The organism is Pseudomonas sp. DE0010 (genome assembly GCF_007680745.1).
Classification (GTDB): Bacteria; Pseudomonadota; Gammaproteobacteria; order Pseudomonadales; family Pseudomonadaceae; genus Aquipseudomonas; species Aquipseudomonas parafulva_B.
Map to the genome: position 1 here is coordinate 1 of NZ_VEJQ01000030.1, position 26,639 is coordinate 26,639.

The following is a 26,639-nucleotide window of genomic DNA, read 5'->3' on the forward strand; positions in this document are numbered from 1 at the left end:
AGGCCTACCTGGTAAAAGCACGGCCTGCCTGGCGGTAGGCCGTTATCGGCCCGCACACAAAAAAACTGACACTCTCGCTTTAGCATGTTAGCTGGGGAGCTTTCGATTTTGCGGGTTGAATATTTCCGCCAGTGATTACGCTAATAGGACAGCAGCCAGCGAATGTCCGCGCAATAGCTGTGAAGGCATTCTAGGCAGTGATTCTCGTCCCGGCCTGCACCGAAAGCAGCTCTCAGGACCTTGTCGTACTTGTCCTCCTGAACTTCTTTACGGGCAGCAGACACCATATCGTTGACATACTCGAAGCCAGCGTAATCGATGAGATCCACCATGCAGCTTTCCAGGCAAACGACCTTCGTCCTTAAGTATTCAAAGGCATCCAGATTGCCATAATTGCAAATCGCTTTTAGCGCACGCTTGTCCCCGGTTAGAAGCTGGTAGCTCCGGTCGTTGACGTGATGGTCATACGCGTGCATGAAAAGGGTCTGCTCTCCCGGATCGATTTCGTCAATTTCTTGAAGATGGTCAAGCAAATCATAATCTGTTGGTCCGACGTCCAGAACCGAGCAACTTTCTAAAAACTCGCTGATGCGCTCATAAGCTTGAACACTACCGACATATTTGCGGATAGAAAGGTCAGCATCACGGAGACGTAGGCTGTAGCTCATGGTGTTGAGCACGTAACAGTCTTTTCTCTTGGCATCCATCGAAGCCAGCGTGTCCCCTATAAGATCACATTGAGCCAGCTTCACGATGAGATCGTTGTCGGACAGTAGGATCATTCAGGAACCAACTAGAGTCCCTAGGATGCCTAGATTGTCTTCCTTGATATCGTCTGGAAGGTTCTCATACAGATGCCTGTCGATGACCTCTTTATCAGACTTGCCGTCAGCTTCGCAGAGAACCTTCAACGTGTTAGCGCACAAACCCCAGAAATCGCCATTGTAGGCGCAGTTCAACAAAACATGATTAGGGGCAATTTTGTGTTCTTTGCCGTACTCCGTAACAGTCTTTGCGAGAGCAATAGGCTTTTGGAACGAAGTGAGACGAAGATTGCCCTGATGACCGGCTAGCAGTTCGAGCGCATAGCAATCAGCTTCCCGCTCGGCATCATCTTTTCCGTCCGGTTCTTTCTCGATTTTGGTGTCGATTATAGCCCCATTGGCATCAAGGTGGCCCAAGGCTACATGGCCCAATTCATGGGCAAGATGGAAAAGCATAAAACCGTAGGCTCTACGAGAAGAGAGCACAATACTGGGCCGCCCTTTGGTCGACATTGCAATGCCGTCCATTTTCTTACGCATCAGCGAGGACGCCAGATGGATAACAGGTATTCCTGTCTGCCAGCAATACGCCACTAATCCTTCCAGGTCCACCCATTTCCGGCCTGTGGCAAGAATGTGAGCGCGAACCTCAGCAGCTGAACCTGGGCGAACAAAGTCGTGGTCGATCGAAGACAGTACGATCTTTGAAGCACTGCGGGCCAATGCTACAGCCAGCTCGACGTCATCTTCAGTTGTACCTTTTGCCAGCTTAAACCGTCGTTCGGCCGGAAGGTCGAACTCTACCCGGGGAGGGGACTCAACGAGTGGGCGGATCTTCAGGTTTAGCGCCTTAGCAACGAAAAGCTTTGCCTGCTGAAGACCGGCCGCAGTCTCGGCAATCTCATCATCCCACCATGCAGGAAGGATCGCTCGTACGTCCGGCTTTTTCATTCCGTGACGACTGAGTGCGGAGTACAGGCTTTTCATGTTGTCAGTCATAGTCACCCCTCCTCATCAGCTTGGTGTCAGCGGCTTTGGCTCGGCACGGATGATATCAAAATCATACGATTTTGCACGATTCATCATAGCTTGCCATTGACGATTCTGATCGACCGCACTTTTCTGTTCATCTGACTGCCCTGTACGCGTTGAAGTGCATTCAGGACTCAAAGCACTGGATGGCCGGTGGCGGACGGTTCTGGATTAGAGGCTTGGCCGCCTCAGGCTGAAAAGCCATCCTGTCTATGATTCGCCTCCATGCACGCATGTGGCCGAGCGACCTTTAGGTCATGACGCGTGGCGATGAGCTGCTCATTCCGCGACTAATTGATATCCATCAACTCCTGCATACCCTCCCTGGCTTTGGCGAGTGGTCATCCCCAGCTCGAACCGCTGGTGATCTAGGAGCACCGCGCAACCCTTTCTCCTTTAAAGCTGTATGAAAGTACATTGTCGCCTTGCACCCGGCGTGCCGAGCTAGGGTCGACAACATGCAGGCTAGCGCGGTGCTGACCCTGCGCGCCCACGCCTGCGGGCTAAACGGGTCGGAATTTCGGCGCTCATGCAGCCAGGTTGAAGTCGCTCTGTGCTTGGGCTTTGGCAGGTGTAGTGGAATGTCGGTGTTCTGCAAATCCCTGCGGCAAGGGGCTTTTGGTGGCGAAGAGGAGCTGTACCGTCTCGTTCTGGGGAATGTGGGAAAAGATAAAGAAATTACTTAACCAGAATATCCCCGGCCATCTTCGTATTCCTTGTGTTGAAGGGCACTCCGTCTAGCGCCGGGCGTGTGTCAAGGATCTCCCAAATTCCGCGCTTGAGGTCAACTCATTCCCCCGGGCGACCTCTGTAGTCCCCAATGTATGCCAGTAGCTCTGGCAACCTCGATAAGGGTAGTGCGGGTCGTGAGTTACCCGTGGGTGTCTTGATCGAGCCATCTAGGTCGTAAGCCGGGTTCGCCGTGATTAGCCGAAGCCGTTTAGCCTCCTGCATGATGCTATGCAGATAGTTCTTGATCCTGACCGCCACGTCGAGAGTGCCACGCTTCGTCACGGCTTCCAGTGGTTGCATGAAGTCGTGGGTGTCCAACCCAACCATTGCTCTGGCACCGATCAAAGGGAATACGTGGGTCTTCCATCGGCTGAGCACAGTCTTGGCGTGGCCGGGAACTCACTTCCGCGCCATGCTCGCGTGCCAGTCGAGTGCAACGCTTTCAAAGGTACGGCCGTTGATCACGGCTTGGTTGGCGTCTATGCCATTGGCGAGCTGCTGCTTGATCTTGAAGTACTTACGGCGAGCGTCGCCCAGGCCAACCTTATTAGCGCTGGCTACCCTCGGAATCCGACGGAACGCCAAAACGAAAAAACCCGCCAGAAGACGGGTTTTTCGGGGGTTCCAGAGATTTTGAAAGCTTTCTATGGAACCTTGAATGGTGCCGGCACCAGGAATCGAACCCGGGACCTACTGATTACAAGTCAGTTGCTCTACCAGCTGAGCTATACCGGCAATGGGGCGTCATTATAACGATCGTTTGGCGTGTGTAAACCACTTCCTTGCGATTGTTTGAAAATGACCTAAGTCACCGACCCAAAAGGGGAATTTTCTTACCAGCCGCGGTGGATGGTGGTGACGCTTGGCTCGGTCTTGCCGGGGTTGAAGAACAGCTTGTCGTTGTCGCAACCGCGCTTGCGGCAGGTGTTGTCGGCGCGCAGGGGCAGGCCTCGGTCGCCGCCCAGTTGCATGCCGGGGTGGTTCCAGCCGAGGTTGCCGGGGGCGGGGTGCGAGGGGGCGCTGGCGCAGGCGGTGAGGGCCAGGGCGAAGGCGAGCAGGGCGAGGGGCTTGGCTTGGGTCACGAGAGTCAGGTCCGTTGTCGAATCTGGCGCAACGCCAGATGGCCGCAGGGCTGGCAGGCAGCGCGCGACGTCACTTTTTAATGATTTGGGGGGCGCATGATACACGGTTGTGGGGGCGGGGATTAGGGGTGGGGTGTTACGGGGAGTGTGCGGTGGGTCATGGAGTTGGAAGTTGGGTGGGGTTTGTGAGGGAGGAGGTGGGTGGGGGCGATGTGTGTGTAGGGGGGTGGATATGTGGTTAGGGGTGGGAGTTTTGGGGCCGCTTTGCGGCCCATCGCGGCGCGAGGCCGCTCCCACAGTAGATCGCGAGGGCTGTGGATTTTGTGTTCGGCATGGGTTGATGTGGGCCGCGAATATCCTTCGTGTAGGAAATGTCTGGACCTTAGGGCGAAAGGGTTCTGTATGACCTGGCTTCGGACCTATCCTACGCGTGCCGCTGAAATATCGCAGTTGTAGGGGAAACGACCCACGGATACCGTTCTGGGGTCGCTTTTGCGACCGGGTGTGAGAACCCGACTTTGAACCTAGCGGCTGCTCAATGGCGACCGTGCACGGGCAGACTTCGGTCTGGCCGGGCTTCCTATGTTCACTCGGTTTCTCACCCTGTGCACGGTTGCCGCCTTTGTCCCGTGAGAAGCATGAATGTGGCAACTCCTTTGAACATAGGGGTTTCATATGAAAACGATTGTTCCTGACCCACCCGTTGAGAGCGCTGTCACCACCGCAGGCGTAGAAACCTTCCTCCAAGCCGGCACACCACCCGTAAACCTCCTTCGCGTTCAACCTGGCATCCCGGTGGATGCTGCGTACGAGCACGTCTCGATCCTGATGGGTTACATCAGGCACCTGGTGCGTGAGGGGGACATGGAGGATGACCATAAGCTGCTCGGTGCTGCGGATTACCTCTGCGACATGGCCAACGCCTTGCTGAACGACATCGAAATCGCCAAAGGCAGACGCCACTAGCGAAGGCCCACCCGAACCACGGCTGCATGGATGACGATAGGGCCAGGGTGCCAAGCGGATAGGCAACCCGTTTTCAGGCACCCGCCCAGTTCTTTGATAACGGCGCGAAGACAACAGACTTCAAAAATCTCAAGGCCGTGGAAGGTTCTGAAGCCATTCCCAATTCCGGCATGGCGACCCGACCCCCTACGCACCAAACCTCTCTGAAATCAACAAAAAATCGCCCCCGAAAAATTGCTTATGCACAAGCGGCATCGAATGCTTGTGCCAATGGCATAACCCAGTCCTCACCTCGCCGGATTTGCGCAAATGCCTGTTTTTGCTGGTCTTGAACATGATTTTGGAATAAGCAAATCCATCTGGATAGCCCCGTAAACCAACAGGTAACCCCAAGCTTGTTCACAGACTTATCCACAGGTTGTTCTGCGGCTATCTGTCGCGCTCGGCAAGGATCATCAGGTTGCGTGGGGTGAGGGCATAGTCGCAAAACACGCCCAAACGCACGTCATAGCCCTGTTCGGTCAGAAAAAGGGCACGATCCAATGCCAGCCAGAGCTCAAGCGGGCGTCGGAACAGGTTGCGCAGGCGTTCGAGGTTGCGTACCTGCGCCAAGCGCTCCCACCCTGCCGACTCCAAGGCCGCCCAGTCGATATCCCCATGCAGCTCCAATTGCTTGAGCGCCGCCAGGTCACGGCAATACTGCTCGAAGGGCTTGGCCAGCCAGGCCACCGGCAGCGATGGCGTAGGCAGGTACTGGTCGGTCTGGCGCTGCTGGCGTTGCAGCAGGTCGAAGCCCAGGCGACGGGCCATGGACGTGTCGCGCTGGCGGCGTACGCGGGCGCCGGCAGTGACGGTTTCGCTCAAGGGCAGGCCAAGGTCATCCTGCGACAGCTGCAAGGCCGAGGCACGGGCAGCTGTGGATAACGCTTGGTACTGGGCAGTGGCAATGCGGTTGTAGCAGCACGGGGCCACGGCCAGTTGTGGGCAGTTTTGCTGGCTGGCCAGGCGCAGCAGCTGAACATGCAGGTCGCCGCAGGCGTGCAGGGCGACCACGCTGGTATCCGCATCCAGATGCTCGGCGCTGCCAGGGGCCATCACGTCCTGATGGAGGTGTTGCACGGGCAAGTGGTGATGGGCACTGAGGGCCTGGCCGGCAGCCACCAGATCGGTGTCGTGCTCCAGGCAGGTCAGGCGCTGGCCGGCTTGCAGCAAACGCCGGCCCAGATGGCCTTTGCCCGAGCACCAGTCCAGCCAGTGATGCGAGGGTGCGCGGAAGGCGAGGTGACTGGCGAAGGCTTCGATCTGCTGCCATTTGCGACCAGGCACATTGACGTCAAGCCGGTGCGCGGCGGCGGGGAGCGCAGAGGCTGGCAGGTTACCCAGAGCGCTGAGCGTCTGGGCGGCATCAGCCAGCTGTGGATAAGGTGCAGGCAGTGCGTGTGGGTCGACTTCACCCTCGGCATCGGCCAGGGTATTTTGGCGCAGATGTCGCGCCAGATCCGGGTAGGTGCCTTCCCAATCCAGTCGCAGGCGGGTGAATGGCCTGGGTTTCCACAGCGCCTGATGCTCGATCAAAAACCGATCGAGCGCCTGAAAGCGTTCGAGCAGAAGGTGGCTGTGGAGGGAGGTAGGCATTGGGAGCGCTGTCGATAGAAGGTGTTCAGGCCTTGCTGCCGGCTGAACCCGCTTTCACCCTTGCATCCACATGCTAGGCAAACACGGGCCAGCCGGCTGCGGCCGGTAAAGGATCAGCGCCCTTGGCAGGCGTCCACGCGCAACCAGCGCTCCAGCAGCTTGAAGCCCTGCACCAGCATGAACGAGATCAGCAGGTAGAAAAGGCCAGCGGCGAAGAAGATCTCCACCGGCAAGTACGTGCGGGCAATGATGGTCCGCGCCATGCCGGTCAGTTCCAGCAGGGTAACCGTACTGGCCAGTGCGCTGGCCTTGAGCATCAGGATCACTTCGTTGCTGTAGGCCGGCAGGCCGATGCGGGCAGCCCGGGGCAGCATGATGTAGACCAGTGTCTTGGCCCGGGACATGCCCAGCGCCCGCGCAGCCTCGATCTCGCCCTTGGGAATGGACTGCAAGGCGCCGCGCAGGATTTCGGCGATGTAGGCGGCGGTGTGCAGGGTCATGGTCAGCACGGTGCACCAGAACGGGTCGCGCAGGTACGGCCACAGCGCGCTGGCGCGCACGGCGTCGAACTGGGCCAGGCCGTAGTACACCAGAAACAACTGCACCAGCAGCGGGGTGCCGCGGAAGAAGAAGATGTAGCTGAACGGCACGGCGCGCACGTACCAGTGCCGCGAAGAACGGGCGATGCCCAGCGGAATGGCCAGGATCAGGCCGGCCACGACCGCGATGGCCACTAGCTCCAAGGTCAGGGTAGCGCCCTGGGCCAGGCGCGGCAGCCACTTGATGATCACTTCCCAGTTCATTGTTCGGCCCTCGCGAAGCCGCGAGCGGCGCGTTGTTCCAGGAAATGCATGCCGGTCATGGCGATGACGGTCAGGCTGAGGTAGATGCAGGCCGCCACCATGTAGAAGGTGAACGGCTCCTTGGTCACGGTCACGCCGATCTGGGCGTGGCGCATGATTTCTTCCAGGCCGATCACCGACACCAGCGCGGTGTCCTTCATCAGGATCATGAACAGGTTGCCAAGGCCGGGCAGGGCGATGCGCCACATCTGCGGCAGGATGATCCGCGACAGGATGCGGCCCTTGGACATGCCCAGCGCCAGCCCGGCTTCGCGGTGGCCTTTGGGGATGGCCAGGATGGCGCCCCGGAACACTTCGGTGGCGTAGGCGCCAAAACACAGGCCAAGGGCAATGACGCCAGCGGCAAAGGCGCTGAGCTCAAGGCCCGGCATGTGCAGGGCTTCACCCAGGGCGTTCATCAGGCCCACGGTGCCGAAGTAGATCAGCAGCACCCACAGCAGTTCGGGAATACCCCGTACCAGGGTCGAGTAGAAACCGCCAAGCCACTGCAACGGCTTGATCGGGGAAGTCTTGGCCAGGGCGCCGAGCAGGCCCAGCACCAGCCCTAACAGCAAGGCGCACAGCGCCAGTTTTACGGTCATCAGGGTGCCGGCCATCATGGCCGGACCGAATCCGTGCAAGTCGATATTCATGGGCAGGTCATTCTAGGGAGTGGCGCGCCACCGGGGCGCGCCAATCGGGGCGGATCATTCGATGCTGAACGGGAAGTACTTGTCGTTGATCTTCTTGTACGTACCGTCGGCCTTGATTTCGGCCAGGGCCTTGTTCAGGTCGTCGCGCAGCTTGGTGTCACCCTTGCGCACGGCGATGCCGATCTTGTCGCTGTCCATCACCGGCTCGCCCTTGAACTCGTAGTTCATGCCGTCCTTGCTCTTGAGCCACTCGTACTGCACGTACTTGTCGGCCAGGATGCCGTCGATACGGCCGGAGACCAGGTCCAGGTAGGCGTTTTCCTGGGTGTCGTACAGCTTGATGTCCACGCCGCTGTAGTTGTCTTCCAGGTAGGTGCCGGCCAGGGTAGCGCGCTGGGTGCCGATGACCTTGCCCTTGAGCGAGTCCTTGTCAGTCTTGAAGTCGACGTTTTTCGGCGCGATGAACTGCAGCTTGTTGGAGTAGTACGGGTCGGTGAAGTCCACCGCCTGCTTGCGTTCGTCGGTGATCGACAGCGACGAGACCAGGAAGTCGAACTTCTTGGCGTTCAAGGCAGGGATGATGCCGTCCCAGTCGGAGGTGACGACCGAGCACTCGACCTTCATCTTGGCGCACAGGGCATCACCGATGTCCTTGTCGAAACCGACGACGTTGCCGCTGGCGTCCTTGTTGTTGAACGGTGGGTAGGCGGCTTCGATACCCATGCGCAGTTTTTCCGCGGCCATGGCATTGGCCGACATCACCAGGGTGGCAGCGGCTGCCAGGAGAAACTTCTTGTAGGTGTGCATGTATTGCTCCGTTAGCGGTGGCTGGACATGAATTGCTTGCAACGCGCCGAGGTCGGGTTCTCGAAGACCTGCTGCGGCGATCCCTGCTCTTCGACCAGGCCCTGGTGCAGGAAGACCACTTCACTGGACACCTGGCGGGCAAAGTTCATCTCGTGCGTCACCAGCAGCATGGTACGGCCTTCGTCGGCCAATGCGCGGATAACGTTAAGCACTTCCTGGACCATTTCCGGATCGAGGGCCGAGGTGGGCTCGTCGAACAGGATGACCTTGGGCTTCATGGCCAGGGTACGGGCAATGGCGGCGCGCTGCTGCTGGCCACCGGAAAGCTGGGCGGGGTAGCTGTGGCGCTTGTCGTAGATCCCCACCTTGTTGAGCAGCGCTTCGGCTGCCTCGACGGCCTCGGCCTTGCTTTGGCCAAGTACGCGGCGTGGGGCTTCGATGATGTTGTCGAGGATCGACATGTGCGGCCACAGGTTGAAGTTCTGGAAGACGAAGCCGATTTCGCTGCGCAGGCGGTTGATCTGGCGGTTGTCGGCAGCCATCAGGTCGCCGTTCTTCGCCGCCTTGAGCTTGAGGGCTTCCCCGGCCACGAGGATTTCGCCCTGGTGCGGGTTTTCCAGCAGGTTGATGCAGCGCAGCAGGGTGGACTTGCCGGAGCCGGACGACCCCAGGATGGAAATCACGTCACCGTCGCGTGCGGTCAGCGAAATGCCCTTGAGAATTTCCTGCTCGCCATAGCGTTTGTGCAGGTTGCGGATTTCCAGCGCGGGCGTGGCCTGAGCCATGTGCGGTCCTCATGTGTTCGGGTGCGTTCCCAGCTGTTGGCGGCCTTCCTGGCGTGCGCCAAGCTAGCATAGCGGCATTATGACGGCCAACAGGGTCGCCGGGCACTCTGGGCATTGGTGGGGCAGTTTGTCGCATCGTTGCAGCGCAACGTCGCGCAGATGTCCACAAGGGAGGTTGCCCGGCACCAGAGCCATGATGAAAAAAGGCGCGATGGTGCCAGTTTTGACGGGCTCAGGGAAGCGCTTTCGGACCATGTGCCCGTGAAACCTGACTACCCGGGCAGCCTGTCGAGCCACCCTGGTGCAGCCTTTTTGGCCGCCGCTTCGGCCTAGGGTTGTACCGAAGGGTTGCGCCCTGTTTGCCTTGCGATGGTGCGAAGGTGTTACCGAGGGGCACCTTTGGTGCATTTGTAAGTGAGTATTTCGGTAATGAGCGCTTTTGATGGCTAATCGGCCACGCGATGGCGCTTTTTGCCCTAGCCCCCGCCGTTGCTGGTCTTGAGAGTGGTCTGGTTGAGTGCGCGTAGCACATGGCGCGGTTATTGCCAGTCTCCAATCAAGGGTTGCCGCTGTGCATGCTCCAGACGCGAGCCGCGCATCTGCAACCGACGTGATCTACTCCTTGCAAAGGTAGTTTTATGAGCGGCAACAATTCCAATGACCTCGCTCAGGGGCTTAAACAACGGCATGTGACCATGCTGTCGATCGCTGGCGTCATCGGCGCAGGCCTGTTCGTCGGTTCCGGCCACGCCATTGCAGCGGCGGGCCCGGCGGTGCTGCTGGCCTATGCCGCTGCCGGTACGCTGGTGGTGCTGGTCATGCGCATGCTCGGTGAAATGGCAGTGGCTTCGCCCGACACCGGTTCGTTCTCCACCTACGCCGACCGCGCCATCGGGCGCTGGGCAGGGTTCACCATCGGTTGGTTGTACTGGTGGTTCTGGGTGCTGGTCATTCCGCTGGAAGCCAACGCCGCTGCAGCCATCCTGCATGCCTGGTTCCCGGCCGTGGACCTGTGGGCGTTCTCCCTGTTGATCACCTTGGCACTGACCGTGACCAACCTGTTCAGCGTGAAGAATTACGGTGAATTTGAGTTCTGGTTCGCCCTGCTGAAGGTGCTGGCCATCATCGCGTTCATCGTGGTCGGTTGCGTGGCCATGTTCGGCCTGGTACCCAGCAGCCAGGTCAGCGGGGCCAGCCACCTGTTCGACACCCAGGGCTTCATGCCCAACGGCCTTGGTGCCGTGCTGGCTGCCATGCTGACGACCATGTTCTCGTTCATGGGCACCGAGATCGTCACCATCGCCGCTGCCGAGTCCAAGGACCCGGGCAAGCAGATCAGCCGCGCCACCAACTCGGTGATCTGGCGGATCTGCCTGTTCTACCTGGTGTCGATCTTCCTGGTCGTGGCGTTGGTGCCATGGAATGACCCGGCGCTGGCCGAAGTCGGCTCGTACCAGACCGTACTCAGCCGCATCGGTGTGCCCAATGCCAAGCTGATCGTCGATATCGTGGTACTGATCGCCGTGACCAGCTGCCTGAACTCGGCGCTGTACACCTCCTCGCGCATGCTGTTCTCGCTGAGCAAGCGTGGCGATGCCCCGGCGATGGCCCAGCGCACCACCAAGGCGGCTACGCCTTACGTGGCGGTGTTGCTGTCCACTGCGGCGGCGTTCCTGTGCGTCTTCGCCAACTTCCTCGCGCCGGCCCAGGTCTTCGAGTTCCTGCTGGCAAGCTCTGGCGCCATCGCGTTGTTGGTGTACCTGGTGATTGCCGTTTCGCAACTGCGCATGCGTGCCAAGCGCGAGGCCAGCGGTGAGCAGATCGCGTTCAAGATGTGGCTGTTCCCAGGGCTGACCTGGGCGACCATTGCCTTCATCGTGGCGGTACTGGGGGTAATGGCACTGCGTGAGGACCACCGCATCGAGATCATCGCGACGGCACTGCTGAGCATCGCCGTGGTGGCTGCGGGGCTGCTGGTGCACCGCAAGCGCGAAGCTGGTGGACGGGCAGTGGTGGCCAAGTAAGGCCGCCGATGTTTTGCCCTTTTGTGGGAGCTGCCTTGCCGGACCAGCGTACCAGCAAGGCCGCTCACAGGTATTCGCTAGCCCTCAGGGCCGTGAGCCCAGCCACCCAATCAACCAAACTGCTTCTGCTGTTGCTGCTGCTTGGCCACCAGCTCGGACGCAGCCAGGTAAGCCTGCTGGAACTCGTCGCTTTCCAGCCACGCCATGGTCGTGTCTTCGTCCGCGCCATCGAGCCATGCACGGTAGGCGTTGAATACCATCACGATATAGTCGGTCGCGTGTTCTTCCTTGTGGCCCTTGAGCACCAAGGCCAGCAGCGGGTCCACCAGGAACACCGAGATCATCGGCACCAGGCCGCCTTCCTGCGCTTCTTTCATCTTCTTGAACAAAGGGTCGTAACTGGCCGACGCCATGGCCTTGTCGAACACCTGCTCGACGCTGGCGCTATCGCCTGCGCTGGCTTTCACGGCCTGGCCGCTGCGCACCATACGGTTCTGCTTGGCCTTGGTGGCGGCGCGCTTGGCGCGTTTTTGTTGCTTGGTAGAAGTGGCCATGGGCAATCCTTGGGTGGGGCTTGAAAGTGCGCGTATTGAAGCGCAGTTGCCCGCGAAACCCAAGTGCCATGCACGCACCGGTGGCCGTCAACTGGCGATCGCGTCGTCCTCCTCGAACCCGCGCGATGCCCGGCCGACCAGCAGAGGGTCCGGCGCGTAGGCCACGCTCAAGTCCTTGTCCGGGTAGTCCAGCGAATGCAGGAAGTGGCGGATGCAGTTGATGCGCGCGCGCTTCTTGTCATCGGACTTGATCACCGTCCACGGCGCGTCGGCGGTGTCGGTATGGAAGAACATGGCCTCCTTGGCGGCGGTGTAGTCGTCCCACTTGTCCAGGGACTTGATGTCGATGGGCGACAGTTTCCAGTGCTTGAGGGGGTCGTCACGGCGCGAGATGAAACGGCGCAGTTGTTCTTCGCGGTTCACCGAAAACCAGTACTTGAACAGCAGGATGCCGCTGTTGCACAGCATCCGCTCAAGGTCCGGCGCCTGGCGCATGAACTCCAGGTACTGAAGGGGCGAGCAGAAATCCATCACCTTCTCGACGCCGGCGCGGTTGTACCAGGAGCGGTCGAAGAACACCATTTCTCCCGCCGTGGGCAGGTGCTGCACATAGCGCTGGAAGTACCACTGGCCTTTCTCCTGCTCCGACGGCTTTTCCAGCGCAACGATGCGAGCGCCCCGGGGGTTCAGGTGCTCCATGAACCGCTTGATGGTCCCGCCCTTGCCTGCAGCGTCCCGCCCCTCGAACAGAATCACCACCCGCTGGCCGGTTTCTTTCACCCAGCTTTGCACCTTGAGCAACTCGATCTGCAGGGCGTGCTTGGCCCTTTCATACTCCTGTCGACGCAAGCGCTGCGGGTAGGGGTAGCCCGATGGCAAGCGCGCAGATGTGCTGTCTTCGCTGCTGCCCTTGGGGGCGGTGGCGACTTCCAGTGCGGCGGGCGCTTGGCTGATCGCGGTAATGGCAGGTTCGGGTTTGCGCGGGCGCGGGCGGGGGCGGCGAGTGCGCGGCTTGGCCTTGGGGGTAGCGTTCTCGAGGGGTGGGGAAGTCTGGAGAGGGGCGTCTTCGCTCATGGAGGTCCTTGCAAGGTGGTTCGAATGTTCACCTTGAATGCTAAGGACGACAGGGGGCTGGCTTTTTGATGTTGGTCAACTTGGCCGGGATGAATGCTGCTGCTCGAAGGCTACCCATGACGAAAGGCGGTCCACCAGCACTTTTCGACAGGCAACAAAAAACCCGCACTGGGCGGGTTTCTTGTGTCGCTTCGGGTAACTTTGCAACCACCAGAAGCTGAAGGTGGTGCCCAGAGACGGAGTCGAACCGCCGACACGAGGATTTTCAATCCTCTGCTCTACCGACTGAGCTATCTGGGCGACGAGGTGAATTAAATAGACTTTCAGACTGCTCGTCAACGACTTTTTGAAAAAAATATTAAATTAATTCCGTCGCTTACGTTCCCCGAGGTCACTGCGAGGGCGGTACGTAGCCTTCTGCCTGGGCGTATTCTTCGCCGGCGAAAAACTTGTCCATCTCGGCCTGGAGGAATTTGCGGTCCTCGCCATTCATCATGTTCAGGCGCTTTTCGTTGATCAGCATGGTCTGGTGCTTCTGCCAGTCGGTCCAGGCCTTCTGCGAGATGTGGTCGAAGATGTCCTGGCCCTTGGCCCCCGGATAGGGTGGGCGGTCCAGGCCGGGCAGTTCTTCGTTGTACTTGCGGCACATCACGGTGCGGGTCATCAGGCATCTCCTGCAATCAGTTCGTCGGCTGCGCGTTTGAGCAGCTTCTTCACCGGGGCGGCCAGGCCCAGGCGCGGTGGGGTGGCCAGGTTATACCAGAGCCAGTCGGGCTCGACCATGTGCTCGCCGACCGGGTCGACGTGCACCAGCCAAGGCTCGATGGCCAGCTGGAAGTGGCTGAAGGTGTGGGTCAGGTTGTCCAGGGCGCGGCTGCGGCCCAGGCGCAGGCCGTGCTGGCCGGCCAGGTCGTCGAGCTGGGCGATGTCGTCGAGCTCCGGCAAGCTCCACAGCCCGCCCCACAGGCCACTGGACGGGCGACGGTACAGCAGGATGGCGCCGTCGTCGTTGGCCAGCAGCGGCATCAGCGTGCGCCGCTGCGGTAGCGCCTTGCGCGGTTTGGGCTCGGGGTAGCGGGTTTCTTCGCCGTGCAGGTGCGCCTCGCAGCCGCGCCGTACCGGGCAGAGCAGGCAGGTGGGTTTGCTGCGGGTGCACAGCGTCGCGCCCAGGTCCATCATCGCCTGGGTGTAGTGGTTGGCACGAAGCTTGGGCGTGAAGCGCTCGGCGGTGGCCCACAGTTGGTTGGCCACCTTCGGCTCACCGGGGTAACCGGCCTGGGCGGTGAACCGGGCCAGCACCCGTTTGACGTTACCGTCCAGGATCGGCGCACGAATGCCCATGCTGATGCTGGCGATGGCGCCGGCTGTGGAGCGGCCGATGCCGGGCAGCTCGGTGAGCTGCTCGACGCTGCGCGGAAACACCCCGCCATGCTGCTCGACCACGATTCTTGCAGCCTTCTGCAGGTTGCGGGCGCGGGTGTAGTAGCCCAGGCCCGTCCACAAGTGCAGCACCTCGTCCTCGGGCGCCTCGGCCAGCGCCTGCACGGTCGGCAGCGCGTGCATGAAGCGGTCGAAATAGTTCAGCACCGTGCTGACCTGGGTCTGTTGCAGCATGATCTCAGACACCCATACCCGATACGGGTTGATGCCCTGTTGCCAGGGCAGATCGTGCCGACCGTGCGCGTCGTACCACTCCAGCACAGCGCTGGAAAACTGCTCGGGTGTCATCGCTTGAACAGCCCCTTGAGCGCGTCTTTGAGTTCCGGGCTCACTTTGTCTCCGAGTTTTTCATCGAGCTTTTCGTCGATCTTGTCTTTGAGGCGATTGCCTGCGAGTTTGGCAGCGACCTTGCCCATGCCGTCCTTGTCCAGACGGCAGGCCTTGGCGCCCAGCTCCAACGGGCCACGGCAGCGCAGCGGTACTTCCACACCCACATAGCGCTCGTTGACCTGGCAGGCCGGGTCGGGCATGGCGCGCTGGTCGCCCTCGACGATCACGCCCACGTTGTAGTCCATGCCCAATACCCGCAGGTCCACGTCACCATGGCCGTTGACGGTCAGGCCTGGGATGCGCACCTTGAGGTCAGGGTTGCTGGCCACGCCATTGCGAATCACCACACTGCCACGCAGCTCCTGGAACGGGGTGTCCTTGCCGCGCGGCTCGCCGCTGAGCGACTTGCGGTTGAGCGTGGCGATGGCCTGGCACAGTTGCTGTTCGAGGTTGGCATTGACCAGCACACCGTCATTGATGGTGAAGTTGGCCGTGCCGTTGAGCGTGTCCACCAGCGCTTTCTGGCTGTTACCGGTGGCGGTCAGGTCGCTGGAGAGGGTCAGCAGGCCCTTGACCGGCGGCGTCTTGTCTTTGTCGTCGGTCTTGATGAAGTGCTCGACCGGTACTCGCTGAATGCGGGTATTGACCCCCAGCTGTGGCACGGCGGGGCGCACATCGACCGTGCCCTTGGCCTCGAAGGTGCCGTTGTACAGGTCACCGCGCAAGGTTTGCAGGGTCAGTAACCCACCCTGGCCATTTGCTGTCAGGCGGGCGTTGCCGATGGGCAGCTTGTCCAGCGTCAGCGAACCGAAGCTCAGGTCTGCCTGCAGGTCGAGGGCGCGCAGACGGTCCACCGGCAGCAGTTTGTCGGTGCTCCAGGCGCCCTGGGTGGGGGCGTCGGGCAGCGGTGTGCTGCCTGCACCGGCCACGGCACTGGCTTCCTGCTGCTGTACCTGGGCCTTGCGCGCAGCAGTGGCGCCTTTGGCCTCTTCGCTCTTGGCCGGCAGGTACCGGTCGGCATCGAAGCTGTCGCTCTTCAGTTGCAGGCGCAGGGCTTGCCTGGCGAAATCTTCGATCGCCACGCGCCCGGTGAAGGTGCTGCTGTCCAGTTTCACCGACAAGTCTTCCAGGGCGATGCTGGCAGGCGTGCCCTGCAGGCGCGTGACCAGTTCGAGCTTGCCGAAGGCGGCCGGGTCCTGGGTGGCGGGCAGCGGATGGCCGATACCATCCAGGAACGTGCGCAGGTCGAACTGTGCAATGGACAAGCCACCACTTAGCTGCGGCGTCTTGTCCAGCTCACGCAGGTTGAGTTCGCCCAGGGCGCGCAGCTGGTTGGCTGACAGTTTCAGGCCGGTCCATGACGCCGCGTTGGCGGCCTGGTCGAGCAGCAACTGGCCCTGGGCGGCGAAGGTCACGGTCTTGCCGCCGGTAGGCTCGCCGGAGGTTTCACCCGACAGGCGCATGTCTTCGAAGCTGTAGCGCTTGAGCGCACGGTCCAAACGCAGCTCGCCGGCCAGTTCGGTGCGCGCCTTGATGTTGGGCTGGCTGGCGCTGATGAATGCGCTGGCCTTGAGTGGAATATTGGCGCCTTCGTGCACCGCGCCAGTGCTGAGCTGAATGCTTTCGGCGTTGTAGCTGACGCCGCTGCGTGCGTCGGTGTACTGCACGCGTGCATTGTTCACGGTCAGGCTGTCGATATCGAGCTTGACCGGTCGGTCTGCGCTGGCGGTGCCGGAGCGCTGATCGCTGTTTTCGGTGCCTTGCGCATCCCCTGGCGCAGGGGTCTTGCCTTCGGCCGACGCGGGCAATGGCTTGCCGAAATCCTCCCAGTTGCCATGTCCCTGTTCGTCACGGGTCAGGATCAGGTTCAGTCCTTCGACGCGCACATCGCTCATCTGCACCTCACGGCGCAGCAGCGGCAGTACCCGCACCGACAGGCCCAGCATCTGCAAGTCGGCAAAGGGCGACTTGGGCGCATTCAAGGTGGCGATGCTGGCGTCATGCAGCTCCAGCCCCAGCCATGGGAACAGGCTCCAGCCAATGTCGCCGTTGAGGGTCAGCTCCACATGAGCCTTGTCGCGCGCCAACTGGCGAATCTCGTCTTTGTAGTCGTTGGGATCGAACAGGTGGGTCAGGGCAAAGCCCAGCGCCACGATGATCAGCAACAACCCGAGAAGCCCTAGGCCCAGGATTTTGCCGAACGCTTTCATGGGCGAGTCCTTAACTATCGGAATGTGAATTCAAGCGCGAGAGTATAGCGCCGCAGCGGCCGTCCCTGCTTATTCGCCTGGATATACCGGCCATTTCCTACGTGCCAAGTAGATGCTACGGCTTTCGACAGCGGTGATCATGGCAGTTCAGAAAGATCCGCTCAGCGCCTTACCATTTCAGCCGAACTAAAATGGGCGATATCAGATTGCTTTCATGTGGTCGGATATTGCACCCTTGCGCCGCTTTGCCTGCCTCCACAACTTATAAAAAAGGATCATCTCCCATGAGCCGTACCGTGACGGCGGATGCCCTGGCCAGTGCGCCAGGCTTCCTCTCCAAGGAACGCATCATCGCCCGGCCGGGCTTCAACCGCTGGCTGGTGCCCCCGGCTGCTCTGGCCATTCACCTGTGCATCGGCATGGCCTATGGCTTTTCGGTGTTCTGGCTGCCGTTGTCGCAAGCCTTGGGCATTACGGCGCCGGTGGCATGCGCGCCAGACATGAGCTTCATTGCCCGGTTGTTCAGCGCCGAGTGCGACTGGCCCATTTCGATGCTCAGCTGGATCTACACCCTGTTCTTCGTCTTCCTCGGCTGTTCGGCCGCCGTGCTGGGCGGTTGGCTGGAGCACGCCGGCCCGCGCAAGGCCGGGCTGGTCTCGGCGCTGTGCTGGTGTGGCGGCATGCTGATTTCCGCCATCGGGGTGAAGACCCATCAGCTGTGGCTGATGTGGCTGGGTTCCGGCGTGATCGGCGGCATAGGCTTGGGCCTGGGGTACATTTCGCCCGTTTCCACCCTGATCAAGTGGTTCCCGGACAAGCGCGGCATGGCCACCGGCATGGCTATCATGGGCTTCGGCGGCGGAGCCATGGTGGGTGCACCGTTGGCCACGGCGCTGATGGGCCATTTTGGCAACGCGCACGAGGTGGGCGTATGGCAGAGCTTCGTGGTCATGGCCGCGATCTACTTCGTGTTCATGACGGCCGGCGCCCTGGCGTATCGCATCCCGCCCACCGGCTGGAAGCCCGAAGGCTGGAGCGCACCGGCCAAGAAGGCGGGCAACGGCATGGTCACTGATCGCCATGTGCACGTCAGCGTGGCCTGGAAAACTCCGCAGTTCGTTTTGGTGTGGCTGGTGCTGTGCCTGAACGTGTCGGCCGGTATAGGGATTCTTGGCATGGCCTCGCCGCTGTTGCAGGAAGTGTTCGCGGGCAAGCTGCTGGGCAATGAACTCACCTTCAGCCAGCTCAATGCCGCGCAATTGGCGCAGATCGCCGCCATTGCGGCGGGCTTTACCGGCTTGTTGAGCCTGTTCAACATCGGCGGGCGATTCTTCTGGGCGTCGTTCTCCGACTACATTGGGCGCAAGAATACCTACTTTGCCTTCTTTGCCTTGGGCGTTGGCCTGTACAGCCTGATCCCGAACATGGGCCACTTGGGCAACGTGGCGCTATTCGTGGCGGCGTTCTGCATCATCCTGTCGATGTATGGCGGTGGCTTCTCCACGGTACCGGCCTACCTGGCCGACCTGTTTGGCACGCAAATGGTCGGCGCCATCCATGGGCGCCTGTTGACAGCCTGGGCCGCCGCCGGGGTGCTGGGGCCTGTATTGATCACCTACCTGCGCGAGTATCAGTTGGCGGCTGGCGTCGAGCGTGCGGCAACGTACGACATGACCCTGTACATCCTCGCTGGCCTGCTGGTGCTGGGCTTCATCTGCAACATGCTGATCCGCCCGGTGGCCGACAAGCACTTCATGACCGATGCGCAACTGGCCGCCGAACGTGCATTGAGCCACGACAAGGGCGCTGACGGCGCGCGATCCCTCGAATGGAAGGCCGCACCTGGCAGCCTGCCGCTGGTGCTGCTGGCCTGGGCCGTGGTGGTGGTGCCGTTGGCCTGGGGCGTCTGGGTGACCCTGCAGAAGACCGCCGTATTGTTCCACTGACCTAGGCCGGTCGAAGCGTTGTCATGGGGCCTTCGCGCCAGGCCCCGTGGCATCGATGCTGTCGGCAAGTGCAACAGGGCCGCGTTCAGTGGCGACCCTCCGGTTAGTACAAAAGCGATCATCGCCTCCCGGTTGTATAGACCTGTAGCGGTATCCGAGCCCGTCATGACTGGGCTTGCCATATGTCTTGCGCGTTCCAAGCAGCGGCCATCTGCGCCTATAATGCAGCCCTTTTCGCCTAATGATTTTGCGGAGCTGGTGATGGTCGAACGTAAGGCTTCCGTCGAGCGCAATACCCTGGAAACCCAGGTCAAGTGCTCGATCAACCTCGATGGCAGTGGCAAGGCCCGATTCGATATCGGCGTGCCTTTCCTTGAACACATGCTGGACCAGATCGCCCGCCATGGGCTGATCGATCTGGATATCGAGTGCAAGGGCGACCTGCATATCGACGATCACCATACCGTCGAGGACGTCGGTATCACCCTGGGCATGGCGTTCGCCCAGGCCATCGGCGACAAGAAAGGCATCTTCCGCTACGGCCACGCCTATGTGCCGCTGGACGAAGCATTGTCGCGCGTGGTCATCGACTTTTCCGGCCGCCCCGGCCTGCAGATGCATGTGCCTTACACCCGTGCCAGCGTCGGCGGTTTCGACGTCGACCTGTTCCAGGAGTTCTTCCAGGGCTTCGTCAACCACGCCCTGGTCACGTTGCACATCGACAACCTGCGGGGGCACAACACCCACCACCAGATCGAGACCGTGTTCAAGGCCTTCGGCCGCGCACTGCGCATGGCTGTTACCCTCGACGAGCGCATGGCCGGGCAGATGCCGTCCACCAAAGGGTGCCTGTAAATGCAGACGGTAGCGGTAATCGACTATGGCATGGGCAACCTGCACTCGGTGGCCAAGGCGCTTGAGCACGTCGGCGCCGGCAAGGTACTGGTCACCAGTGATGCAGCGGTGATCCGCGAAGCGGACCGGGTGGTCTTCCCAGGCGTTGGTGCCATTCGCGACTGCATGGCCGAGATTCGCCGCCTGGGCTTTGACAGCCTGGTGCGTGAAGTAAGCCAGGATCGCCCATTCCTGGGCATCTGCGTAGGCATGCAGGCGCTGCTCGAGCACAGTGAAGAAAACGACGGCGTCGACTGCATTGGCCTGTTCCCGGGCCAGGTGCGCTTGTTCGGCAAAGACCTGCAAGAAGACGGCGAGCATCTGAAAGTGCCGCACATGGGGTGGAACGAAGTCAGCCAGAGCGTCGATCACCCTCTGTGGCACGACATCAGCGACCGGGCGCGTTTCTATTTCGTGCACAGCTACTACATAGCCGCCGGCAAGCCCACCCAGGTGGTCGGCCGTGGCCATTACGGCGTCGATTTCGCCGCGGCGCTGGCCGATGGTTCGCGTTTCGCGGTCCAGTTCCACCCGGAGAAAAGCCATACCCATGGCCTGCAACTGCTGCAGAACTTCGTGGCCTGGGACGGGCGCTGGTAAATGAGCCGTTCGAAGACCAAGGCGCCGATCCTCACGTTGGCCCCCGAGCAGGAGCGTGAAGCGCTCGATACGCTCAAGCGCTTTCTCGAAGACCGCTTCGAGCTGGAGCTGGGGTCGTTCGAGGTCGCCGAGGTGCTCGAACTGTTCACCCTTCACATTGCACCCCATTACTACAACAGGGCGATCGCCGATGTTCAACTGCACCTCAAGGAGCGGTTCGAGAGCATCGAAAGCGATCTGTGGGCGCTCGAGAAGCCCTGAAACCCCAAGAACGGACAGGTTCCCAAGATGCTGATTATCCCCGCTATCGATCTGAAGGACGGTGCCTGCGTGCGTCTGCGCCAGGGCCGCATGGAAGATTCCACGGTATTTTCCGATGACCCAGTGAGCATGGCCGCCAAGTGGGTCGAGGGCGGCTGCCGTCGCCTGCACCTGGTCGACCTCAACGGTGCCTTCGAAGGCCAGCCGGTCAACGGTGAAGTGGTCACCGCCATCGCCAAGCGCTACCCGACCCTGCCGATCCAGATCGGTGGCGGCATTCGCTCGCTGGAAACCATCGAGCATTACGTCAAGGCTGGCGTCAGCTACGTGATCATCGGCACCAAGGCGGTGAAGCAGCCTGAATTCGTAGCCGAGGCCTGCAAGGCCTTTCCTGGCAAGGTCATCGTCGGCCTGGACGCCAAGGACGGCTTCGTCGCCACCGATGGCTGGGCCGAAGTGAGCACCGTGCAGGTCATCGACCTGGCCAGGCGCTTCGAGGCCGATGGCGTCTCGGCGATCGTCTACACCGACATCGCCAAGGACGGCATGATGCAGGGCTGCAACGTGCCGTTCACCAAGGCCCTGGCAGAAGCCACGTTGATTCCGGTGATCGCTTCGGGTGGCATCCACAACCTGGGCGACATCAAGGCGCTGCTCGAAGCCAAGGCGCCCGGCATCATTGGCGCCATCACCGGCCGCGCCATCTACGAGGGCACCCTCGACGTAGCCGAGGCCCAGGCCTTCTGTGACAACTACCCGAGCATTGGCCAGCGCTAAGCGAGCGCGACAAGGGGGCGCCTGTGGCGTCTCCCGTGTCGCCCCACGCTTGCTGCTTGCAGTTGCTTCCCAGGAGCCCTCTCATGGCTTTAGCTAAACGCATCATCCCTTGCCTGGACGTGGACAACGGCCGTGTGGTCAAGGGCGTCAAGTTCGAGAACATCCGCGATGCCGGCGACCCGGTGGAGATTGCCCGGCGCTACAACGAGCAGGGTGCAGACGAGATCACCTTCCTCGACATCACGGCCAGCGTCGATGGTCGCGATACCACCCTGCACACCGTCGAGCGCATGGCCAGCCAGGTGTTCATCCCGCTGACCGTGGGGGGTGGGGTGCGCACCGTGCAGGACATCCGCAACCTGCTCAATGCCGGTGCCGACAAGGTATCGATCAACACTGCCGCCGTGTTCAACCCGGACTTCGTGGGCGAGGCGGCGGACCGTTTCGGTTCCCAGTGCATCGTCGTGGCCATCGATGCCAAGCAGGTATCAGGCCCGGGTGAAACCCCGCGCTGGGAAATCTTCACCCATGGCGGGCGCAAGCCGACCGGCCTGGACGCGGTGGAGTGGGCGAAGAAGATGCAGGACCTGGGTGCGGGCGAAATCCTGCTGACCAGCATGGACCAGGATGGCATGAAGAACGGGTTCGACCTGGGCGTGACCCGTGCCATCAGCGATGCGTTGAGCATCCCGGTGATCGCCTCGGGCGGGGTGGGTAACCTTCAGCACCTGGCCGATGGCATCTTGCAAGGGCATGCCAGTGCCGTGTTGGCTGCCAGCATTTTCCATTTTGGGGAGTACACGGTGCCTGAGGCCAAGGCCTATATGGCAGCGCGCGGAATAGTCGTTCGCTGACCCGAAAAAAAGGGGCTGCCAGGCAGCCCCTTTGGTGATCAGCCCTGCTTCACTTCACGCATGGGCTTGCCTTTGACCGGCGCGTCGTTGGCCACGTAGTACTTGGCGGTGCTGCGCGGCAACGGCTTGCGGCCACGGATCTTGTCCGAGATTTTCTCGGCAATCATGATGGTGGTGGCGTTGAGGTTGCCGGTGATGATGATCGGCATGATCGACGCATCCACTACACGCAGGCCCTGCATGCCATGCACGCGGCCTTCGCCATCGACCACTGCCATGTCGTCGGTGCCCATCTTGCACGAGCACGATGGGTGGTAGGCGGTTTCGGCGTGCTCACGGATGAATTTGTCCAGCTCTTCATCGGTTTGCACGTGCGCACCTGGGCTGATTTCGCGACCACGGTACGGGTCCAGCGCTGGCTGGGCCATGATTTCGCGGGTCAGGCGAATACCGTCACGGAATTCTTCCCAATCCTGCTCGGTGGCCATGTAGTTGAACAGGATGCTTGGGTGCTGGCGTGGGTCCTTGGACTTGACCTGGACGCGGCCGCGGCTAGGCGAGCGCATCGAGCCCATGTGCGCCTGGAAGCCATGTTCCTTGACGCCCTTGGAGCCGTTGTAGTTGATGGCCACCGGCAGGAAGTGGTACTGGATGTTCGGCCATTTGAATTCAGGGCGCGAGCGAATGAAACCGCCGGCCTCGAACTGGTTGCTGGCCCCGATGCCGGTACCGTTGAACAGCCACTCGGCGCCGATGGCCGGCTGGTTCCACCACAGCAGCGACGGGTACAGCGAGACGGGCTGGGTGCACGCGTACTGAAGGTACAGTTCCAGGTGATCCTGCAGGTTTTCGCCAACGCCTGGCAGGTCGTGAACGACCGGGATGTCCAGGCTTTCGAGCAGGGCGCGCGGGCCCACGCCGGAGCGCTGCAGCAGTTGCGGCGTGGCGATGGCGCCGGAGCTGACGATCACTTCCTTGCGGGCACGTGCTTCGACGCGCTCTTCGCTGTCGCCCACCAGGTAGCTCACACCAATGGCGCGCTTACCGTCGAACAGTACGCGGTCGCTCAGGGCGTGGGTCACGATGGTCAGGTTGGGGCGTTTCTTGGCCTGGTCCAGGTAACCGCGGGCAGTGCTGGAGCGGCGGCCATTCTTGGTCACCGAACGGTCCATCGGGCCGAAGCCTTCCTGCTGGTAGCCGTTGAGGTCTTCGGTGCGCGGGTAGCCGGCCTGTACGCCAGCCTCGACCATGGCGTTGAACAGCGGGTTGTTGCCAGCCTTGGGCGTGGCCACGCTCAATGGGCCGTCACCACCGTGGTAGTCGTTGGGGCCGATGTCGCGGGTTTCGGCCTTGCGGAAGTACGGCAGGCAGTCCAGGTAGGCCCAGTCTTCCAGGCCTGGCAGCTCAGCCCAGCCATCGAAGTCCAGGGCGTTGCCGCGGATGTAGCACATGCCGTTGATCAGCGAGGAGCCACCCAGGCCCTTGCCACGGCCACATTCCATACGGCGGCCGTCCATGTGCGGCTCCGGATCGGTCTCGTAGGCCCAGTTGTAGCGGCGGCCTTGCAGCGGGAAGGCCAGGGCAGCTGGCATCTGGGTACGGAAGTCGAAGCGATAGTCAGGGCCGCCGGCTTCGAGCAGCAGCACGGTGGTGCCTGCGTCTTCGGTAAGGCGAGTAGCCAGGGTGTTACCGGCAGAGCCGGCACCAACGATGATGTAATCGTATTCCATGGGGAAGCTTCCTCCGGAAGCAGTTGCGCGTCTGGCGCTGCACCTGGTGCAGCCTGGCCTGACGCACAAATGGATGAGTGCTGCAGGGGCCGGTCGGTCAACGACCGGCGCTGTCCTGCAGCATGGGCTGGCGTGCTACGGCCGGTCAGAAGACCGAGGCGTAGTCGCCCAGCTCGACCTGTACCGACTTGATGCGGGTGTATTGGGCCAGCGAGCTGATGCCGTTCTCGCGGCCAACGCCCGATTGCTTGTAGCCGCCCACCGGCATTTCGGCTGCCGACTCGCCCCAGGCGTTGATCCAGCAAATGCCCGCTTCGAGCTGGTGGATGATGCGGTGGGCACGGTTCAGGTCGTTGGTGCACACACCGGCAGCCAGGCCGTATTCGGTGTCGTTGGCGCGGCGGATCACTTCTTCCTCGGTCTCGTAGCTGAGGATGCTCATGACCGGGCCGAAGATCTCTTCCTTGACGATGGTCATGTCGTCGCGGCAGTCGGTGAACACCGTCGGGGCCACGAAGGCACCCTTGCCGAAGTCGCCTTCGGTCAGGCGCTCGCCGCCACACAGTACGCGGGCACCTTCTTCCTTACCCTTGGCGATGTAGCCCAGCACGCTTTCCATGTGCTGGAAGCTGACCAGCGGGCCGAAATTGGTGTTTTCATCTTCCGGGTTGCCGGCACGGATACGCGCTACGCGCTCGAGAATCTTGGCTTCGAAGGCGGCCTTGTGCTCGGTTGGGATGAACACGCGGGTACCGTTGGTGCACACCTGGCCCGAGCTGTAGAAGTTGGCCATCATGGCGATGTCGGCGGCCTTGTCCAGGTCGGCGTCGGCGCAGATGATCAGCGGCGACTTGCCACCCAGCTCCATGGTCACTTCCTTGAGCGAGGAGCTCGAGGCGCTGGCCATGACCTTCTTGCCGGTGGTGGTGCCGCCGGTGAAGGAGATCTTCTCGATGCGCGGGTGCTCGGTCAGCCAGCTGCCGACTTCGCGGCCGCTGCCGGTCAGTACGTTGAACACGCCGTCCGGCAGGCCGGCTTCGGTGTAGATCTCGGCCAGCTTGAGGGTGGTCAGCGAGGTGACTTCCGACGGCTTGAAGATCATGGCGTTGCCGGCAGCCAGGGCCGGTGCGGATTTCCACAGGGCGATCTGGATCGGGTAGTTCCAGGCGCCGATACCGGCAGTCACGCCCAGCGGCTCGCGGCGGGTGTAGACGAAGGACGATTCGCGCAGCGGAATCTGCTCGCCTTCGATGGCAGGGACCAGGCCTGCGTAGTATTCCAGCACGTCGGCACCGGTGACGATGTCGACGTAGCGGGTTTCGGAGTAGGACTTGCCGGTGTCCAGGGTTTCCAGCATGGCCAGCTCGTCGTTGCGCTCGCGCAGGATGTCCACGGCGCGGCGCAGGATGCGCGAGCGCTGCATGGCAGTCATGGCCGCCCACACTTTCTGGCCGCGCTCGGCGCTTTCGACAGCCTTCTCGACGTCAGCCTCGGTGGCGCGTTGCACGTGGGCAAGCACTTCGCCGGTAGCCGGGTTGATGGCTTCGAAGGTGGCGTCGGTGCCAGCGTCGACGTAACCGCCATCGATGTAGAGTTTTTGCGTTCCGAAACGGGCCATAGTGTCCTCGCAAGTGCAATGTGTGAGTAGGCCGGGCGTCACGCTCCTGCCGTGCTGGCAGAGGCCGTGCGCCGTTTTTCAGCAGCAGGGTCGGTGCCCAGTGTGTGCTGCTTGGCCAGTTGTAGATCCATGTATTCGTAAGCGATCCGTATCGCCTGGTCGGTGTCGAAGGCATCCCCCGACAAGGCTCCACGCAGCCACAGGCCGTCGATCAGGGCCGCCAGCCCGCGGGCTGCCTTGCGTGCATGGTAAAGCGGCAGCACGCGGCGAAACTGGCAACACAGGTTGGAGTACAAACGGTGGTCGTTGATCCGTTGCAACCTGTGCAGATCGGGCTGGTGCATGCTGGAAGCCCAAAAGGCCAACCAGGTTTTCATCGCCGGGCCATTCACCTGGCTGGCATCGAAGTTGCCCTCGATGATCACTTTCAGGTGGGCGCGCGGCGCATCGTCCGTCAACGCCTGGCGGCGCGCTCGCACGCCTTCGTTGAGCATGCTCATGATGTAGCCCATCGTCGCTGCGATCAGGCCGTTCTTGTCCCGAAAGTAGTGACTGATGATGCCGTTCGACACGCCGGCCAAACGGGCAATGAGCGCAATGCTGGCGTCCCCCAGACCGACCTGATCGACCGCTTGTAACGTGGCTTCGATCAACTGCTGACGGCGGATGGGTTGCATACCGACCTTGGGCATCTTGCTTTCTCCTCAGGTCTGCGAGCAGACGACCAGCGTCTGACTCGGCGAAGACCAGTCTATTTTGTTTTGATTGAACGTTCAATCAATAAAGAATAAGCTCTGCGACAATTTGTGCCATTGACAGCCCATGTGGCGGCTCCAGCGGCATCGATTGAAACCTTAGGAAATCGCGCAAACCCAGGGCCGGCAAGGCTTGTACCGGGGGCGATCGATAAAGGACGCAGACGCCGTCGCAGCGTGGAAAACCTGCGACATGCCTCAGGATCGGGCGATATCCCTGTGACCAATGCGCGCACTTTCAACCGTGCGCAGCGTTATGAAGCGGTGGTAGCGG

24 protein-coding genes, 2 tRNA genes and 1 pseudogene are annotated in these 26,639 nt (G+C 61.4%); 8 read left to right on the forward strand and 19 right to left on the reverse strand.

Translation table 11 applies throughout. From position 1 onward, the window contains the following. Positions 1-140: 140 nt before the first annotated feature. The 5 genes and pseudogenes from FS767_RS19200 to FS767_RS19220 form a co-directional block, all read right to left on the reverse strand. Entirely contained in the window at positions 141-782 is a 642-nt protein-coding gene (locus FS767_RS19200; RefSeq protein WP_144967485.1) for a hypothetical protein, read from the reverse strand. Next, the gene (locus FS767_RS19205) at positions 783-1,763 is read right to left on the reverse strand and encodes an ImmA/IrrE family metallo-endopeptidase (RefSeq protein WP_144967487.1); all 981 of its coding nucleotides are present in this window, start codon (positions 1,761-1,763) and stop codon (positions 783-785) included. A gap of 723 nt (positions 1,764-2,486) precedes the next feature. After that, positions 2,487-3,071 (reverse strand): annotated as a pseudogene (locus FS767_RS23245) (tyrosine-type recombinase/integrase); the annotation flags it as partial. Between the two features lie 116 nt (positions 3,072-3,187). Next, positions 3,188-3,263, reverse strand: a tRNA-Thr gene (locus FS767_RS19215). A 98-nt stretch (positions 3,264-3,361) separates the two neighbouring features. Next, the gene (locus FS767_RS19220) at positions 3,362-3,610 is read right to left on the reverse strand and encodes a hypothetical protein (protein ID WP_078477836.1); all 249 of its coding nucleotides are present in this window, start codon (positions 3,608-3,610) and stop codon (positions 3,362-3,364) included. A gap of 675 nt (positions 3,611-4,285) precedes the next feature. Here FS767_RS19220 and FS767_RS19225 point away from each other — a divergent pair. Then, on the forward strand, positions 4,286-4,576 hold the full coding sequence (locus tag FS767_RS19225; protein ID WP_144967489.1) for a DUF3077 domain-containing protein: 291 nt from the start codon (positions 4,286-4,288) through the stop codon (positions 4,574-4,576). A gap of 429 nt (positions 4,577-5,005) precedes the next feature. Here the strand turns inward: FS767_RS19225 and FS767_RS19230 are convergent, their stop codons facing one another. The 5 genes from FS767_RS19230 to FS767_RS19250 form a co-directional block, all read right to left on the reverse strand. Continuing rightward, complete coding sequence (locus FS767_RS19230; protein ID WP_144967491.1) at positions 5,006-6,211, reverse strand: methyltransferase; 1,206 nt, start codon at positions 6,209-6,211, stop codon at positions 5,006-5,008. 113 nt (positions 6,212-6,324) lie between these two features. Further along, positions 6,325-7,014, reverse strand: coding sequence for an ABC transporter permease (locus FS767_RS19235; RefSeq protein ID WP_023535781.1), 690 nt, complete (start codon positions 7,012-7,014; stop codon positions 6,325-6,327). After that, positions 7,011-7,706: an ABC transporter permease gene (locus FS767_RS19240; protein WP_058606101.1), complete on the reverse strand. Its 696-nt coding sequence runs from the start codon at positions 7,704-7,706 to the stop codon at positions 7,011-7,013. The genes FS767_RS19235 and FS767_RS19240 overlap by 4 nt, the downstream gene beginning before the upstream one ends. A gap of 54 nt (positions 7,707-7,760) precedes the next feature. Further along, positions 7,761-8,513 carry an ABC transporter substrate-binding protein gene (locus FS767_RS19245; RefSeq protein ID WP_023535762.1) on the reverse strand — a complete coding sequence of 251 codons (753 nt, stop codon included), beginning with the start codon at positions 8,511-8,513 and terminating at the stop codon, positions 7,761-7,763. 11 nt (positions 8,514-8,524) lie between these two features. Next, the gene (locus FS767_RS19250; protein ID WP_058606102.1) at positions 8,525-9,298 is read right to left on the reverse strand and encodes an ABC transporter ATP-binding protein; all 774 of its coding nucleotides are present in this window, start codon (positions 9,296-9,298) and stop codon (positions 8,525-8,527) included. Positions 9,299-9,936: 638 nt separating this feature from the next. Here FS767_RS19250 and gabP point away from each other — a divergent pair. Then, entirely contained in the window at positions 9,937-11,322 is a 1,386-nt protein-coding gene (gene gabP / locus FS767_RS19255) for a GABA permease (protein WP_144967493.1), read from the forward strand. A 110-nt stretch (positions 11,323-11,432) separates the two neighbouring features. Here the strand turns inward: gabP and FS767_RS19260 are convergent, their stop codons facing one another. The 6 genes from FS767_RS19260 to FS767_RS19285 form a co-directional block, all read right to left on the reverse strand. Further along, a complete protein-coding gene (locus FS767_RS19260; protein WP_058639911.1) occupies positions 11,433-11,876 on the reverse strand; it encodes a hypothetical protein in 444 nt (147 codons plus the stop codon). A gap of 87 nt (positions 11,877-11,963) precedes the next feature. After that, complete coding sequence (ppk2, locus tag FS767_RS19265) at positions 11,964-12,950, reverse strand: polyphosphate kinase 2 (protein ID WP_144967495.1); 987 nt, start codon at positions 12,948-12,950, stop codon at positions 11,964-11,966. Positions 12,951-13,174: 224 nt separating this feature from the next. Further along, a tRNA-Phe gene (locus FS767_RS19270) sits at positions 13,175-13,250 on the reverse strand. A 91-nt stretch (positions 13,251-13,341) separates the two neighbouring features. Continuing rightward, a complete protein-coding gene (locus FS767_RS19275) occupies positions 13,342-13,614 on the reverse strand; it encodes an oxidative damage protection protein (RefSeq protein ID WP_058639172.1) in 273 nt (90 codons plus the stop codon). Then, entirely contained in the window at positions 13,614-14,678 is a 1,065-nt protein-coding gene (gene mutY, locus FS767_RS19280; protein WP_144967497.1) for an A/G-specific adenine glycosylase, read from the reverse strand. Before mutY ends, FS767_RS19275 begins: the two co-directional genes overlap by 1 nt. Further along, positions 14,675-16,930 carry an AsmA family protein gene (locus FS767_RS19285; protein WP_144967499.1) on the reverse strand — a complete coding sequence of 752 codons (2,256 nt, stop codon included), beginning with the start codon at positions 16,928-16,930 and terminating at the stop codon, positions 14,675-14,677. The genes mutY and FS767_RS19285 overlap by 4 nt, the downstream gene beginning before the upstream one ends. A gap of 284 nt (positions 16,931-17,214) precedes the next feature. Here FS767_RS19285 and FS767_RS19290 point away from each other — a divergent pair, with 284 nt between their 5' ends. The 6 genes from FS767_RS19290 to hisF all read left to right on the forward strand — a co-directional run bounded on the left by FS767_RS19290 (position 17,215) and on the right by hisF (position 22,262). Next, positions 17,215-18,876 (forward strand): OFA family MFS transporter, encoded by a 1,662-nt coding sequence (locus FS767_RS19290; RefSeq protein WP_144967501.1) that lies wholly within the window; start codon positions 17,215-17,217, stop codon positions 18,874-18,876. A gap of 261 nt (positions 18,877-19,137) precedes the next feature. Beyond that, positions 19,138-19,731, forward strand: a complete 594-nt coding sequence (gene hisB / locus FS767_RS19295) for an imidazoleglycerol-phosphate dehydratase HisB (protein WP_023532883.1) — start codon at positions 19,138-19,140, stop codon at positions 19,729-19,731. Then, positions 19,732-20,370, forward strand: coding sequence for an imidazole glycerol phosphate synthase subunit HisH (gene hisH, locus FS767_RS19300; RefSeq protein ID WP_058604243.1), 639 nt, complete (start codon positions 19,732-19,734; stop codon positions 20,368-20,370). After that, a complete protein-coding gene (locus FS767_RS19305; RefSeq protein ID WP_144967503.1) occupies positions 20,371-20,631 on the forward strand; it encodes a DUF2164 domain-containing protein in 261 nt (86 codons plus the stop codon). It begins immediately after the preceding gene. A 27-nt stretch (positions 20,632-20,658) separates the two neighbouring features. Continuing rightward, positions 20,659-21,408, forward strand: a complete 750-nt coding sequence (hisA, locus tag FS767_RS19310; protein ID WP_144967505.1) for a 1-(5-phosphoribosyl)-5-[(5-phosphoribosylamino)methylideneamino]imidazole-4-carboxamide isomerase — start codon at positions 20,659-20,661, stop codon at positions 21,406-21,408. 83 nt (positions 21,409-21,491) lie between these two features. After that, complete coding sequence (gene hisF / locus FS767_RS19315) at positions 21,492-22,262, forward strand: imidazole glycerol phosphate synthase subunit HisF (RefSeq protein WP_058604246.1); 771 nt, start codon at positions 21,492-21,494, stop codon at positions 22,260-22,262. 38 nt (positions 22,263-22,300) lie between these two features. Here hisF and betA read toward each other — a convergent pair whose 3' ends face one another. From betA to betI, 3 genes are all read right to left on the reverse strand, one after another. Continuing rightward, positions 22,301-23,992: a choline dehydrogenase gene (betA, locus tag FS767_RS19320; protein ID WP_023532909.1), complete on the reverse strand. Its 1,692-nt coding sequence runs from the start codon at positions 23,990-23,992 to the stop codon at positions 22,301-22,303. A 145-nt stretch (positions 23,993-24,137) separates the two neighbouring features. After that, positions 24,138-25,610 (reverse strand): betaine-aldehyde dehydrogenase, encoded by a 1,473-nt coding sequence (gene betB, locus FS767_RS19325; protein WP_144967507.1) that lies wholly within the window; start codon positions 25,608-25,610, stop codon positions 24,138-24,140. 38 nt (positions 25,611-25,648) lie between these two features. After that, on the reverse strand, positions 25,649-26,302 hold the full coding sequence (gene betI / locus FS767_RS19330) for a transcriptional regulator BetI (RefSeq protein WP_023533018.1): 654 nt from the start codon (positions 26,300-26,302) through the stop codon (positions 25,649-25,651). Between the last annotated feature and the right edge of the window lie 337 nt (positions 26,303-26,639).